A 14,115-nucleotide genomic window follows, 5' to 3' on the forward strand; every position below is an offset into this window, starting at 1 on the left:
GCCTAGGCCCGCTCTACGCACATGGCTATGCCTTCGCCGCCGCCGATGCAAAGCGACGCGACGCCCTTCTTCACATCGCGGTCTTCCATAGCTGCGAGGAGCGTGACGAGAATACGTGCGCCGGATGCACCGATCGGGTGACCCATGGCACACGCACCGCCGTTCACATTGACGATGTCGTGAGACAGCCCGAGTTCCTTCATTGCGATCATGGGAACAACGGCGAACGCCTCATTGATCTCCCAGAGGCCGACATCGTCCTTGGACCAGCCAGCCTTCTCAAGCGCCTTCTTCATCGCCGGCACAGGGGCCGTGGTGAAGTATTGCGGCTCGTGGGCGTGACTCGATGAAGACACAATTTTCGCAATTGGCTTCAGGCCGCGCTTTTCGGCTTCGGATTGCTTCATCAGAACGAGCGCTGCCGCGCCGTCCGAAATGGCCGACGCGTTTGCAGCAGTGACAGTGCCGTCCTTGTTAAAGGCCGGGCGCAGCGACGGGATCTTGTCCGGACGGGCTGTGCGGGGAAGCTCATCGGTGTCCACGGTTACGTCACCCTTGCGGGTTTTCATCGTGACCGGCGCAATCTCGCGTGTGAACTTGCCGCCCTCGGTCGCCTTCTGGGCGCGGGCGAGCGTTTCGAGCGCATAGGCGTCCTGCTGCTCTCGCGTGAACTGGTATTCGCGCGCGATCATGTCGGCGAAGTTGCCCATTGGGCCACCCTCATAGGCGTCTTCGAGACCGTCAGTCGCCATGTGGTCCTTCATGCCTGCTGCGCCGTATTTGTGGCCCTTGCGGAAGTCGACCAAGTGCGGGGCGTTGGTCATCGACTCCATGCCGCCGGCGACGACGATATTCGCATTGCCTGCCGCGATTGCATTTGCGCCCATGACAGTCGCCTGGAGGCCGGAACCACACATCTTGTTAATCGTGGTGGCTTCGGTGCCCTTGTCGAGGCCCGCCTTGATGGCTGCCTGACGCGCGGGGGCCTGCCCCTGACCGGCAGGCAGGCAGTTGCCCATGATGATTTCATTGACGTCGGTCTCGGAAAGCTTCGCTTCCTCAGACGCAGCCTTCACGACAATCGCGCCGAGCTCATTAGCGGACATGCCGGCAAGGTCGCCAAGCAGGCCGCCCATGGGCGTGCGAGACATACCTACGATTACTACGGGATCATCAGCCATGTTTTCCTCCGGGCTATTCTATCGTCTTTTGCGTGTGCGAAGAGATGCGCCTCACTCGACGCAGCGTCAAGCCCCAATCCAGTTACAGCGGAGCCGCTTTGCGTGCAGTGCAGCATCACGCATTGGCCCGGAGACACCGGGTCTCGTTCGTGTTGCCGCGCTGGAATCTCCATTAGTTTTCGTCTTTTCCTTGCGTCCGGGTTCAGCTGCCTCCATGTCGGTGCGAACCAAAACAGGCCCGCAAGGAGGAACGCGAAATGGCTTCAGAACTTCCAGACACATTCAAACAGCTCCGCACGCTCGTCACGGAGAGCGGAAAGCTGGAGCTTTCGCTCGCCGACGTGAATATGCCAACGCCGGGCGACACCGATATCGTCATCCGCGTCGAGGCGACACCGATCAACCCGTCAGATCTCGGCCTGCTGGTTGGGGCGGGCGATCTCTCAACGCTTCGCAATGAAGGCAGCAAGGACAATCCAAAGCTGGTTGCGGACATTTCGGGCGCTGGCATGCGTGCCATGCAGGCCCGCCTTGGCCAGTCCCTTGCTGTTGGCAATGAAGGCGCAGGTACAGTTGTGGCCGCTGGTTCGTCCGACGCAGCTCAGGCGCTGATGGGCAAGACAGTGACCGGCCTTGGCGGCGAGTTCTACGGTGAATACCGTATGCTGAACGTCGCGCAGGTGATGGAATTGCCGGAAGACGCATCGGCTCGTGACGGCGCGTCCTGCTTCGTCAATCCGCTGACGGCCCTCTCTTTCCCGGAAACCATGCGCATGGAAGGCCACAAGGCCCTTATCCATACCGCTGCCGCGTCGAACCTCGGCCAGATGCTGAACAAGATCTGTATCGCTGACAGCGTGCCGCTGGTGAACATTGTTCGCAAGCCTGAGCAGGAGCAGATCCTGCGCGAACTTGGCGCCAAGCATGTGGTAAACTCATCCAGCGAAACCTTCATGGACGACCTGATCAAGGCAATTGCGGAAACGAAGGCGACGCTGGCCTTTGATGCCGTTGGTGGCGGCCCGCTTGCCGGCCAGCTCCTCACCGCGATGGAAGCGGCCGCCAATATCGGTGCCGAGTATAGCCGCTATGGTTCGGCTGATCCCAAGCACGTCTATATCTATGGGCGTCTCGACCTGTCGCCGACCATGATCCCGCCAGGTGTCGGCATGGCATGGAGCGCAGGCGGCTACCTGCTGACATACTTCCTGCAGAAAATCGGCGCCGAGGGCCGCGAGAAACTTCGCAAGCGCGTCATGGCGGAGCTGAAGACCACGTTCGCAAGCCACTATACGGATGAGATATCGCTGACAGAGGCGCTCGATCCGGAAACACTCCAGAACTATAATGCAAAGCGCACAGGCGAAAAATTCCTGATCAATCCGACGCTTTAGGCGGTCAGTTTTCCGCCTGCGCCGCAGCAGCTGCGGCGCGGTTCTCTTCGGGCGTGCGTATGTGAATGCGCACGCCCCCCAGAGCGGGACTCACTGCATCAAACGTGTCGCCTGACGTCATACCTTCCGGATAGGCGATGCAGGTTTCCGATGTTGCGAGGCTCGACATGGCACAAAGTCGTGCGCCATCCAGCCGGTAGGTGCCTTCGAAAGCTGAACCACGCAACTCGCCAATAAAGGTACCATCCTCATTGTAATCGATGACCATGGTATGGCCCTGCGTCGTCATCACGATGCCGTCCCGGACGACGAAATAAAGCGTGTCGATAGGTGGCGCAGCCTCGACTGGTGCCGTCTGTGCGTTTGCGGTTTGTGCTGCGAAAAGCGAGATAGCTGCGAAAGAAAAATATCGGCGCAATTGAGCGTTCCCTTGGGAGTGATGCTTGAAGGCTAGCATGCAAACGTGCAAAACCAACCGCGATATGCGGGCGAGAAACCGTCAGGCAGCATCCAGTGCAATTGCCCTGTCGATGATGTCCAGCAACTCATCGTCAATGTCGTCCAGCTTTCGAACCTTCACATGCCGCAGCGCCTTACCGCTGCCTTCGATCCGGCCATAAAAGCCAGACTCGAGCTGGGCGCCTTGCCAGAATTGAAGGTTGCAGTGTTTTGAGTGTGCGACGATAGAAACGACCCGGTCGTGTCCCGTCCAGCATGGCGATCCGTATGCCATCGTCGCGATCAGTGTCGACCCGCGTTGCGGAATGACATGTGAAAGCTCCAGCGCGATTGCCTGCACCGGCCCCGAAAGTTTATCGAAATAAGCGCTGACCGCCATTGGCAAAGGCATTCTACCCTCCATGCTCACCCGGCCTGCCCCTAAGGCAAGAAGGCAACCTAGAAGCCAGACCTGAAGCGGATTGGAAAGAGAAACATTGCACACAGGATCAATTCGATCACAGTGAGAATGAAAGAAGGGCAGACCTTTCGGCCTGCCCTTCGCGATTCGTAAGTTGGTCGCGCAGACGCTACCAGATGCGGATGCGCTCTTCTGGTGGCAGGTAGAGTTCATCGGTTTCTGCCACGTCGAACGCGTCATACCATTCGTCGAAATTACGGACGATACCGTTGACGCGATACTCTGGCGGGGAGTGCGGATCGGTCAGAAGCTGGTTGCGCTTTGCTTCGTCGCGATATTTCGCACGCCAGACCTGGGCCCACGCCATGAAGAAGCGCTGGTCGCCCGTATAACCGTCGATGACCGGAGCCTGCTCGTCTTCGCTGACAACACCATCGCCATTGGTATCGAGGCTGATCTGATAGGCGCGGTAAGCCAGTGACAGACCGCCGAGATCGCCGATATTTTCGCCAAGGGTCAGGCGGCCATTGACGCATGGGTCACCTTCACCGAGCGGGCAATACTGGTTGTACTGGGCAACCAGGGCCGATGTGAGTTCATCAAAGGCGCTACGGTCGCTCTCCGTCCACCAGTTCGCGAGAACGCCATCACCATTATACTTAGAGCCCTGGTCATCGAAGCCGTGGCCCATTTCGTGGCCGATCACACCGCCGATTGCGCCGTAATTGACGGCAGGGTCCGCGCTGATGTTGAAGAATGGCGGCTGCAGGATCGCAGCCGGGAAGACGATCTCGTTATAGCCCGGATTATAGTAGGCATTGACCGTCTGGGGCGTCATGAACCACTCATTGCGATCCGGCTCTTCGTTCAGACGTGAGAGGTTGTCTTCCATCTGCCAGACAGCCGCGTTCACAGCATTCTGGAAAGCATTGTCCGTGATCGCAAGCGTCTCATAGGTTTCGAACTCAACCGGATAGCCGATCTTCGGGTTGAACTTGTCGAGCTTCTCACGCGCACGCTCACGCGTCTCCTCGCCCATCCATTCAAGCTCTTCGAGGTTGGCGTGCATGGCTGTGCGCAGGTTGGCGACCAGCTCATCCATCCGCTCCTTGTTTTCAGCCGGGAAATGGCGGTCGACATAGACTTCGCCGATCGCTTCACCGAGTGTGCCTGAGACGGCAGATACGGCACGCTTCCAGCGCGGGCGCTGCTCTGGCTGACCGCTGAGAGTGGTGCCGTAAAAACCGAAGTTCGCGTCATCGATGTCCGATGGGAGGACAGACGAGAAGTTTGAGAGCATGTGGGCGGCGAGGTAGGCCTTCCATGTCTCGAGATCGGCGCTGTTGGCGAGCTCGAATGCCACCGGCATGCCGCCGCCGAGCTTGTCTACATCTTCCTGCGAGAGGCCCGCGGACGCGATTTCGTCTGCGGTCGGCGGGATTTCTGTCACGAGGAACTCTCCCTCACCGCTCACGCCCAGCGTCTGGAGCGCAGTCGCAAGCGGGAAATCACCTGCAATCGCGATCAACTCGTCGCGGGTCACCTTGTTGTAGGTGATTTCCGGGTTACGGCTGACGGCACGGTCCCAGTCGGCCTGCGCCAGCTGGGTTTCCAGAGCCAGAACATCAGCTGCCTTCGCTGCGGCGTCCTCATAACCAGCTTTGCTAAGCAAGAAGGTCAGAAGCTCTTCGTACTTTGTGCGGATCTCAACCGTTTTCTCGTCATCCTTGAGATAGTATTCGCGGTCAGGAAGACCGAGGCCGCCCATGGACATCTGGAAGATGTAGTCATCCGGATTCTTGTCATCGACCCAGACGAAGCCATTGATCGGCGAAGAAAAACCCGGCGACATAAAGACGTTCGCCAGCGACTCGCGGCTGTCGATGGCTGCGATCTTGTCGAGGTAAGGCTGAGCTGGTGTCATGCCTGCCGCTTCGATGGCGTCCGTGGCCATATAGGCATTGTAGAATGCCGCGACCTTGCCTTCAGCCTGGTCAATTGGCGGCTCTTCAGCGGCGAGGTCTTCGATAATGAAGCGGGTCTGCTGCTCTGACTTCTCGCGCAGCAGGTCGAACGCGCCGTAACGGGTCTTGTCGGCTGGCAGCTCGAACTCATCGAACCAGTCGCCGCTGACATGCATGAAGAAATTGTCGCCGGGGCGAACCTCGGCATCCATCAGACCGGTATCGATGCCCCAGCGTCCCCAATAGTCCGGCGAAGTCGTTTCGACGACGCGCTGCGAAGAAGCGGCAGTTTCGTTTGCTGGCGGGGTCGGTGCATCAGCAGTTTGTTCAGTTGTCGCACAAGCACCGAGAAGCGCCGCAGCTGCAACGCCAGACATCAGATATCTCATTTGAGGGATTCTCCATTCAATTTTGTTCTAGATAGCCCGGCAGATGGAGGTAAATCTACCCCTCACCCTGCCGGGCCATGGAAACTTATTCTGCAGGCTGGGGACGGGCACCGCGGCTCGTTCCGATCAGCTCTTCTTCGTCGATATTGGCTTCGCCTTCATAGGATTCCCCGATCTTGCGGTATGGGCGCCCGCCCCAGGTCCAGCGGAAAATCCGGCCCACTTCGCAACCAACCGCATAGAATGCAGGGACGAGCAGAAGCGAGACGAAAAGCGCGAACGCGACAGCCGATCCAAGCGAGACGACCATCGGTTTCAGGAACTGCGCCTGGACCGATTTCTGGGCGATCATCGGCAGGATACCGACGAAAGTGGTCACCGAGGTGAGAAGCACAGGACGGAAGCGCGAGACGCCAGCATCAACGATGGCCTGCAAGGCGCCTGCCCCTTCTTCTCGTCGCCGATTGATGTAGTCGACGAGTACGAGGTTATCATTGATGACCACGCCTGCTGCTGCCCCGATGCCGAACATGGAGAAAAGTGCCATCGGCGTGTTGAACCCCCAGTGCCCGAAGACGGCGCCGGCATAGCCGAAAGGAATGGCCAGCATCAGAAGTAACGGCTGGGAGTAGGACTGGAAGGCGATCGCCAGCAGGATGTACATCGACACAAAGGCGATGATGTAGAGCCTTGTAATATCCTGAACGAACTCCTGCTCGCTTTCGATATCGCCGACGGCGCCCCGTGTGACCGTCGGATACTTCTTCGCAAAGTCCGGCCAGAAATTCTGCTCCATATCGGCAAAGATCGTCGCCCGAGTGCTGTCGCCAACCAGGTCAGCGAAAACAGTCACTGAGCGCATGCGTTCACGGCGCTGGATGCGGTCGATACCTGGCGCGAAGGAAATCTCTGCAACCTGCTCCAGCGGGATCTCACGCCCGTCGCTAGTCCGGATACGAAGATCGCGGAGGCTGTCGACAGATTCGCGGGTTTCCTTCGGATAGCGGACCATGACGCGAACATCGTCCCCGTCACGTGGAAGGCGCTGGGCTTCGATACCATAATAAGCCGCGCGAACCTGCGACGTCACATCACCCAGAGTGATCCCAAGTGAGGTCGCCCCAGGCTTCAGGTCGATCCTGATCTCCTGCGCAGCTGATGACAGGTTATCGCCAATATCAAAGGCCTGCTCATAGGTGGCGATTTGCGCTTTCACATCGTCAGCCGCCTGCCTCAGGACGTCGAGATCATCATTGTTCAGCGCATAGCGGATGGAATTGTCCGCATTGTTGATCGTGAACTGGAAGTTCACTTCTTCAGCATCGGGCACTTCGCCGAAATTGGCGCGGATCTCGTCTGCGATCTCCTTTGTGGAGACGCCTTCCGGGCGGTCCTGTGGCGGGATCAGGCCGATCCATGACTGCACATTACCTTCAGTCGCCACGATAGAGATGTCGCGGATCATGTGATCGTCGCCAAGCTCGGGATAGCGCTCATCGAAAGTCAGGCGTGATTGCTCCACCGCCAGGCGCAACTGGTCACGGACCTGAAGCGAACGCGACTGCGGAGAGCCATCCGGCAAGTCGATACGCACCTGCACCAGGTCGTCTTCAATCTGCGGCATGAAGCGAAATGGCACGATGTTCGACTGGACCAGCATGATCGCGATGACGAAAAGCGACGTAAAGATCGCAACAGTTACATACCGGAACTTCACGGCATATTCGAGCAGCGGCTTGTACACCCTGTTCGCGAAGGTGATCAGGCTGTCCGCGATGCTTTGCTGGACCGACATCAGACGCCCTACGGGGCCGCCGAACTTTTGCGGCTTCATATGGCTGAGGTGCGAGGGCAGAATGAACATCGACTCGATCAGCGAGAAAGCCAGCGCAGCCACGACAACATAGGTAATCTGGGCGGTGAACTGGCGTTCCGGGCCGGGGATGAAAGCCCACGGCGCAAACATGATCATTGTCGTGAGAACCCCGAAAATAACCGGCTTCATAACAAGCTGCGTACCGACAGTTGCAGCCCCAAGCCCCTCTCGCCGACCACTCTCGACCTCCTTGTGGATGTTCTCCCCCACAACGATGGCGTCGTCGACGACCACACCGATCACGAGGAGGACCGCAAAGAGCGAGAGGAAGTTAAGCGATACGCCGAAGAGTGGCAGGATCATGATACCGCCAGCGAACGCCGTTCCGATACCAATCGTGACCCAGAACGCCACGATCGGGCGCAGGAACAGGATGAGGATGATAAGGACCAGCGCCATACCCTGAAGGGCCGCAGAGCTGATCGTGTCCATACGGCCTCTATAGACCTCGGACATATCGAACAGGAGATCGAGACGAAGTCCTTCAGGGAGGCCATCCTGACCGCGACCACTATTGGCGCGCTCGATAAAATCCTTGATGTTGTCGGAGTAGAGGACGATGTCCATTTTCTCTGGCTGGTTCACCATAATGAACGCAGTCGGTTCGCCATTATAGGTCGCGTCGAGTTCACCATCGACAAATCCATCGACCACATTTGCGACGTCGCGGATGCGGATCGTGCCGAACTCCGCGCTCTGGCGAATGACGATATTCTCGAAATCCTCACGCGTGTCAGCAAGCTGGCGTGCCTGGATCGCAACCGTGCCAGTGTCCGTGCGCACAGTGCCGCCAGAGGAGTTGATGGACGAGCCACGAACTGCGTTCGCGACCTCTGAGAAAGTCATATTGTAGCGGCGAAGTGCGGCTTCAGAGACTTCGATGGACACTTCTTCGCCCAGCGTGCCTTGAACCTGCGCGAGCTCACCACCTTCGAGCAGCGCGATCCTGTCGCGCATCTCATCTGCATAATAGTCGAGCGTGCCGGGATCGACATTGCCGTGCAGCGCAAGACCCATGAACTGATTGTTCGCACTCCAGCGACTGACCTGCGGCGGGAAAGACGATTGCGGCAGGTTCGAAATCGTATCGACGCGGCGCTTCACTTCATCGACGAACTCATCGACATCGACGTCTAGCTCGGTCTGGAGGTTCACATAACCGACGCCTTCCCGGGCAACACCCGTCAGGCGTTTGAGGCCGTCAATGTCAGCGACAACCTCTTCGAGGCGGACCACGATCTGGTCTTCGACGTCCTGAGGGGAGGCGCCAGGCCAGGCGATGGATACGCTCGCGCCGTTCCAGTCACCGGCCGGGAAGGCTTCCTTTTCGAGGCTGAGGAAGCCAAACGTCCCGCCGATAAAGGCGATGACCATGAGGAGGTTGGCAGCAATGCCATTTCTGGCCCACCAGGCGACGAGTCCACTCATTGGATTGCTCCTTCGGTTTCACCAGCAACCTGCGCCGCAGCCTCTTCTTCGGGGCCGTCAGAATTGGTTTTGCGAGGTGTACGGGGGACGAGTGAGCCGTCAGGCATGCGCTCGACGACCTGGATGCTCATACCATCGAAAGCAGCCTGGATCGGAGAGACCACTGCCAGTTCACCATCCTCAACACCCGTGGAGACAAATGCTCCATCATCGGTGCTGTAAACGACGTTCACGGTGCGAATTTCGAGTCTGCCTTCTGGCCCATCGCCAATGAACACCTGATCGACACCCCGCAGGGCGGAGCGAGGGATGCGCACGACATTCTCGATGCGCCGGCCATCAATCTCAGCATTGACGAAGAGGCCCGGCGCCATCGGCACACCATCGTCAGAACCGGTGCCGTATGGATCATCCAGCTCAGCGATAACATTGATAAGCCGGGTCTGCGGGTTGAGCGCAGCCGCCGTCCGCCTGACGCGGCCGACCCATTCACGCGGCTCACCAGCTACATTCGTCGAAAAGACAACTTGCGGCCCTGGCTTGTCCGCCGTCTCAGCGAACGCCAGCGGAAGGCCTGTGCGGCCCAGTTCTTCATCAGACAGCGGCAGGGAAACTTCGACCACATCGGTAGCGAAGATCGTGCCCAGAGCCTGACCGGGGCTTACGAATTGACCGAGATCGGCACTGCGTTCACGGACACGGCCCGAGAAGGGCGCAGTTACAGCGGTCCGGTTCAGTGCAAGCTGGGCATCGGCTAGCAGGGCTTTGGCCGAGTCGAGGTTTGCCTGTGCTTCAGCTAGCTGAGGTTCGCGGCGGGCGAGCGGGCTCGCATCCTCGATGCCGAGGTCTGCAAGATCCTGCTCAGCGAGGTCTGCCTCTGCTTGCTCGCGCGCGAGAGCTTGCTGCGCCGAGGCAACGCCGGACCGGGCCCGCGTCACCGCCAGTTCGTAATCCGCTGCCTCCAGGCGCACCAGCACCTGCCCCTGGCGGATGAAACCACCATCAAGAAAATCGGGGGACACGTAGGAAATCCGCCCGGCGATCTGGGGCGCAACGACGATCTGGCGCTTGGGGCGTACTTCGCCCTGTGCGCGGACCTTGAGGTCGAGGTCTGTCTCTTCGGCGGCTTCTGCAAAGACAGACAGACCACGGGGCTGTTCTTCGGCGCGCTCGACAGGCGGCGCGAAGATTTGTGTGAGCGCAAATCCGGTCCCGACGATGACGACGAGGACAATAACTGGAAGCAGAATTGTGATGATACGTTTCATGGGAGGTCTCTGTTCTCGACTTCTTCTTATATACCAGAATCCGGGGCCATCGCCCCCTCAGTGACCGCACCACCTATGGCGAGATGAAAGGAAATGCGGTTGGAAACGCGGGATGACCGGGCTGCGATCAGGTTACTCTCTGCGTTCAGTTTACGTGTCTGCGCATCGATCAGATTGAAAATCGAAACGAGGCCATTGGAATACTGGCGAGTCGCCAGGTCTTCGGCCTCAATGGCCTCCTCCAGTGCGCGGCGCTGCGCATCAACCTGAGCGGCGAGAAAATCATCGGCGGCCAGCGCATCTTCAACTTCGCGCCAGGCGACAAGCACGTCGCCCGCATAATTGGCCAAAGCGCTTTCAGCGAAGGCGATTGCCGCGTCGCGGTCTGCACGTAGCGCCCCGCCATTGAACACGGGCTGCGAGAGGCTCGCGATCGCATTTGCGGCGATACGGACCGGGTCGAACAGGTCCGCCAGATCGGTCTGGTTCGCACCCAGCGACCCGCTGAGATTGAGCGTCGGAAGCAGGGCAAGGCGGGCTTGCTCTGCGCGAAGTCCCGCCGCTGTCAGGCGCGCTTCAGATGCCGCAATGTCAGGGCGCCGCGCCAGAAGAAGCATCGGCGTACCAGCAGCCTCGATCGGCGCGAGCTCCGGGAGGAGGCCGGGCGCCTCGATTTCGTCAGCAGGGTAGCGGCCAAGCAGGATCTCAAGCCGGCGCGTGGCATTGCCCAGTGCCTGCTGGCGCGCTGCGATCGCGGCTTCAGCAGTTGCGCGCGCACTTCGCGCAAGGCGAACATCAAGTGCCGAGGAAAGGCCCCGCGAAAAGCGACGCTCCGTCAAAGTCACGATCCGGTCGCGAGCATCAAAGGTTGCGATGGCCAAGCGCTCCTGCGCAAGCGCTTCATTGAGATCGGTCCAGGCAATTGCGGTTTGAGCGGCCAGCGTAAGGCGAAGCGATGCAAGATCGGCTTCGCTCGCAACAAGGTCGGCTTCAGCCGCATCAACGGCCGCTTGCACCCGCCCCCATAGATCGGCGGTCCAGCTCGCATCGACGCCAAGGCCATAAGTCGGGTCCGTGAAGCGCTCGTCAAAAGCTGCGCTGTAAGTGGAAGTGACCCCAGCTGAACCAGATACCGAAACATTTGGAAGCGATCGGCCGTAAACTGATCGCGCCTGCGCCCGGCTTGCCCGAACGATGGCGAGCTGTGACTGAAGGTCGGGATTGGCGGCCAGTGCTTCGGAAACAAGAGCCCCCATGACGGGATCGCCAAACTGCGAGATCCAGTCACCCGTAGGAAGTTCCCCGGTAACACCGCTTTTCGCCCAGGTTTTCGGAGCATCTGGAGCCGCAGGAAAGATCGCAACCGACTCTCCAGCCAGACTTTGCGTATCCGGCAAAGTGCTGCAACCAGCTAGCACGGCGACAGCGATAATAAGGCCTTCGAACTTCATTCCACCCTCTCTTGATGTGATCGCAGCTCTAAGCAGCGATTACTCGACTGTCAACAAATAATTATCGAAAATCAATAATCACCAGCTGTCAGAGGGCAGACAGTTGTAATCAGCTGCCTTTTCAGCCGCTTTCGCGGTTTAACGGCTTGCAGCACACTCGTTTTCTTGGTTTGGAATAATATGGCAAGCGCTCGCAAGCACCCTCAACAGTCGGCTTTACGCCGCGCGGAGAGAATCCGCGACTTTGTCGTTCTCGGCACCGCCGCCAGCGGCCTGCTTGCTTTCATGATGATCTCTGGCGCCCTCGGCATATTCGAAGGCGTAACAGCAATCATCGTCCTGTCGCTCGGCGCCCTGGCGTACTTTGTCGGCTCCGCACCACCCGCCATCGACTTTGCTCCCGTGGACGACGCGCAGGCGAACGACAAGGCGATGAAATCCTCTGTGCGCTCACTTATCCATGCCTTGCCATTTCCCGCTTGCTACATTTCCGGCGAAGGGCGCATCGAATCGGCCAACAAGAAGATATCGGACCTCTTCCGTATCAAACATATCGAAGGGGCGCTGAAGTCTGTCATCATTCGCCAGCCCGATGTGCTTGCTGCCACTGACAGGGTTTCACGCAGCAGTGCCGGCGAGCGGGTCGAGTTCATGGCCATTGACGGTGATGAACTCTGGCTAGCCCACCTCACTCCGGGCCCTGAGCCGTCGAGCGTCTTCGTCGTTTTTGAGGACCGCACTGCGGTGCACCGCGCTGAACGGGCGCGCGCCGACTTTCTGGCCAATGCAAGCCATGAGCTACGCACACCCCTGACCGCCCTCGCCGGCTTCATCGAAACGATGCGCGGGCCTGCCCGCGATGACCGGGAGTCATGGGACGGCTTTCTCGAGATCATGCATAAGCAAACGGACCGGATGCGCCACCTCGTCTCCGATCTGCTCTCGCTGTCCCGGATCGAGTTCAGCGAACATCGTGCACCCGATACCGTTATCGACCTCAGCGATGTGCTCAGCCAGACCGTCCTGGCGCTGCAACCCCTTGCGGCAGAGCGGGCTATCGAGCTGTCCCTTGAGGGCCTCGGACGCGAAATCCAGGTCACGGCGAAGTGGGATGAACTTGCGCAGGTCGTGCAGAACCTGATCAGCAACGCCTTGAAATATTCGCCGAAAGGCGGGCGGGTCACTGTGCATATCGGAACTGCACGAAGCATGGCCGACGCCGCAATGCTCGCAACCGGGCCCACTGAGGACACAACGCGCGCAGTTCTTCTGCAGCCACGCGCGTCGTCCGAAGCCGCAGCAGCCTGGATCAGCGTCAGCGACAAGGGCGTCGGGATCGCACGTCAACATCTCTCCCGGCTGGGTGAACGTTTCTACCGCGCGGATGAAAGCCGCGGCGGCGACATTGAAGGCACTGGCCTGGGCCTCGCCATCGTGAAGCACATCATGGCCCGCCATAGAGGCGGGCTCGCTGTCGCGAGCGAGGAGGACAAAGGCACGTGCTTCGGTGTCTGGCTGCCTTGTCTTGAGGGCAGCGCGCCATCCAATCGCTAGAAGATGAGCGTCCCGCCAGAGCCAGAGTATTGCCCGCCTGCGCCAGAGGCTCTCGCGCTCGTTCACGCCGATGACGACTTGCTCGTTGCGAACAAACCCGCGGGGCTTCTTTCAGTCCCCGGCCGTGGCAACCATAAATCCGCAAGCGTGCTTAGCTACCTATCCGAGCGCTACGGCCCTGTTTTTGACGTCCATCGGCTCGATCTCGATACGTCAGGCCTGATTATCGTGGCCCGTAATCGATTTGTTCAGTCGAACCTGGCGCAGCAGTTCGCAGACCGAAAAGTTTCGAAAACCTATGAAGCCTTGGTGAGAGGCCAGATGGCAGGGGTGTCAGGCGCAATTGACCTCCCAATCGGACGCGATTGGAATGAACGCCCACTGCGACGCATCGATCACGATGCTGGCAAGTCATCGAAGACTCTCTGGTGGCTTGAGAAGCAGGGAGAATTAAACGCCCACCTCAGACTACGACCGGTCACTGGGCGCACCCATCAATTGAGGCTTCACCTCGCCTCCATCGGTCATCCGATTCTCGGGGATCGCCTGTATGACAACGTATACAGGTCGGGACGACTTCACCTGCATGCGGGCCGCCTCGATTTCACACACCCAGCAACCGGAAAACCCGTACAATTTCTGAGCGCTAAACCTTTCGATCTGCGGGGCGTCAAAGACAACACACGCTTGTGATCAGTATGTGTCACATATGTGTCAATCAGCGACGTTATGAGGCCCCAACGGCTTATAT

At 59.1% G+C, this 14,115-nt stretch carries 10 protein-coding genes; 3 read left to right on the forward strand and 7 right to left on the reverse strand.

The genetic code is table 11. The annotated features are described in order from the left end of the window. Positions 1–2: 2 nt before the first annotated feature. Positions 3–1,181 (reverse strand): thiolase family protein, encoded by a 1,179-nt coding sequence (locus D1224_RS04710; protein ID WP_119378759.1) that lies wholly within the window; start codon positions 1,179–1,181, stop codon positions 3–5. A gap of 257 nt (positions 1,182–1,438) precedes the next feature. Here D1224_RS04710 and D1224_RS04715 point away from each other — a divergent pair, with 257 nt between their 5' ends. Beyond that, positions 1,439–2,575, forward strand: coding sequence for a zinc-binding dehydrogenase (locus D1224_RS04715; protein ID WP_119378760.1), 1,137 nt, complete (start codon positions 1,439–1,441; stop codon positions 2,573–2,575). A 4-nt stretch (positions 2,576–2,579) separates the two neighbouring features. Here D1224_RS04715 and D1224_RS04720 read toward each other — a convergent pair whose 3' ends face one another. From D1224_RS04720 to D1224_RS04745, 6 genes are all read right to left on the reverse strand, one after another. Further along, positions 2,580–2,993 carry a hypothetical protein gene (locus D1224_RS04720; protein ID WP_119378761.1) on the reverse strand — a complete coding sequence of 138 codons (414 nt, stop codon included), beginning with the start codon at positions 2,991–2,993 and terminating at the stop codon, positions 2,580–2,582. 81 nt (positions 2,994–3,074) lie between these two features. Continuing rightward, positions 3,075–3,425 carry a DUF1801 domain-containing protein gene (locus D1224_RS16440; protein ID WP_182482168.1) on the reverse strand — a complete coding sequence of 117 codons (351 nt, stop codon included), beginning with the start codon at positions 3,423–3,425 and terminating at the stop codon, positions 3,075–3,077. A 178-nt stretch (positions 3,426–3,603) separates the two neighbouring features. After that, positions 3,604–5,787, reverse strand: a complete 2,184-nt coding sequence (locus tag D1224_RS04730; protein WP_119378763.1) for a M13 family metallopeptidase — start codon at positions 5,785–5,787, stop codon at positions 3,604–3,606. Between the two features lie 85 nt (positions 5,788–5,872). Continuing rightward, the gene (locus D1224_RS04735; protein WP_119378764.1) at positions 5,873–9,091 is read right to left on the reverse strand and encodes an efflux RND transporter permease subunit; all 3,219 of its coding nucleotides are present in this window, start codon (positions 9,089–9,091) and stop codon (positions 5,873–5,875) included. Beyond that, a complete protein-coding gene (locus tag D1224_RS04740; protein ID WP_119378765.1) occupies positions 9,088–10,359 on the reverse strand; it encodes an efflux RND transporter periplasmic adaptor subunit in 1,272 nt (423 codons plus the stop codon). The genes D1224_RS04735 and D1224_RS04740 overlap by 4 nt, the downstream gene beginning before the upstream one ends. A 26-nt stretch (positions 10,360–10,385) precedes the next feature. Continuing rightward, positions 10,386–11,810 carry an efflux transporter outer membrane subunit gene (locus tag D1224_RS04745; protein WP_119378766.1) on the reverse strand — a complete coding sequence of 475 codons (1,425 nt, stop codon included), beginning with the start codon at positions 11,808–11,810 and terminating at the stop codon, positions 10,386–10,388. 180 nt (positions 11,811–11,990) lie between these two features. On the opposite strand from D1224_RS04745, the gene D1224_RS04750 reads away from it, so the two are divergent. Further along, positions 11,991–13,364: a sensor histidine kinase gene (locus D1224_RS04750; protein ID WP_119378767.1), complete on the forward strand. Its 1,374-nt coding sequence runs from the start codon at positions 11,991–11,993 to the stop codon at positions 13,362–13,364. 3 nt (positions 13,365–13,367) lie between these two features. Next, positions 13,368–14,057 carry an RluA family pseudouridine synthase gene (locus D1224_RS04755; protein ID WP_119378768.1) on the forward strand — a complete coding sequence of 230 codons (690 nt, stop codon included), beginning with the start codon at positions 13,368–13,370 and terminating at the stop codon, positions 14,055–14,057. The last annotated feature ends 58 nt before the right edge of the window (positions 14,058–14,115 follow it).

It is taken from the genome of Henriciella barbarensis, from assembly GCF_003576345.1.
Classification (GTDB): Bacteria; Pseudomonadota; Alphaproteobacteria; order Caulobacterales; family Hyphomonadaceae; genus Henriciella; species Henriciella barbarensis.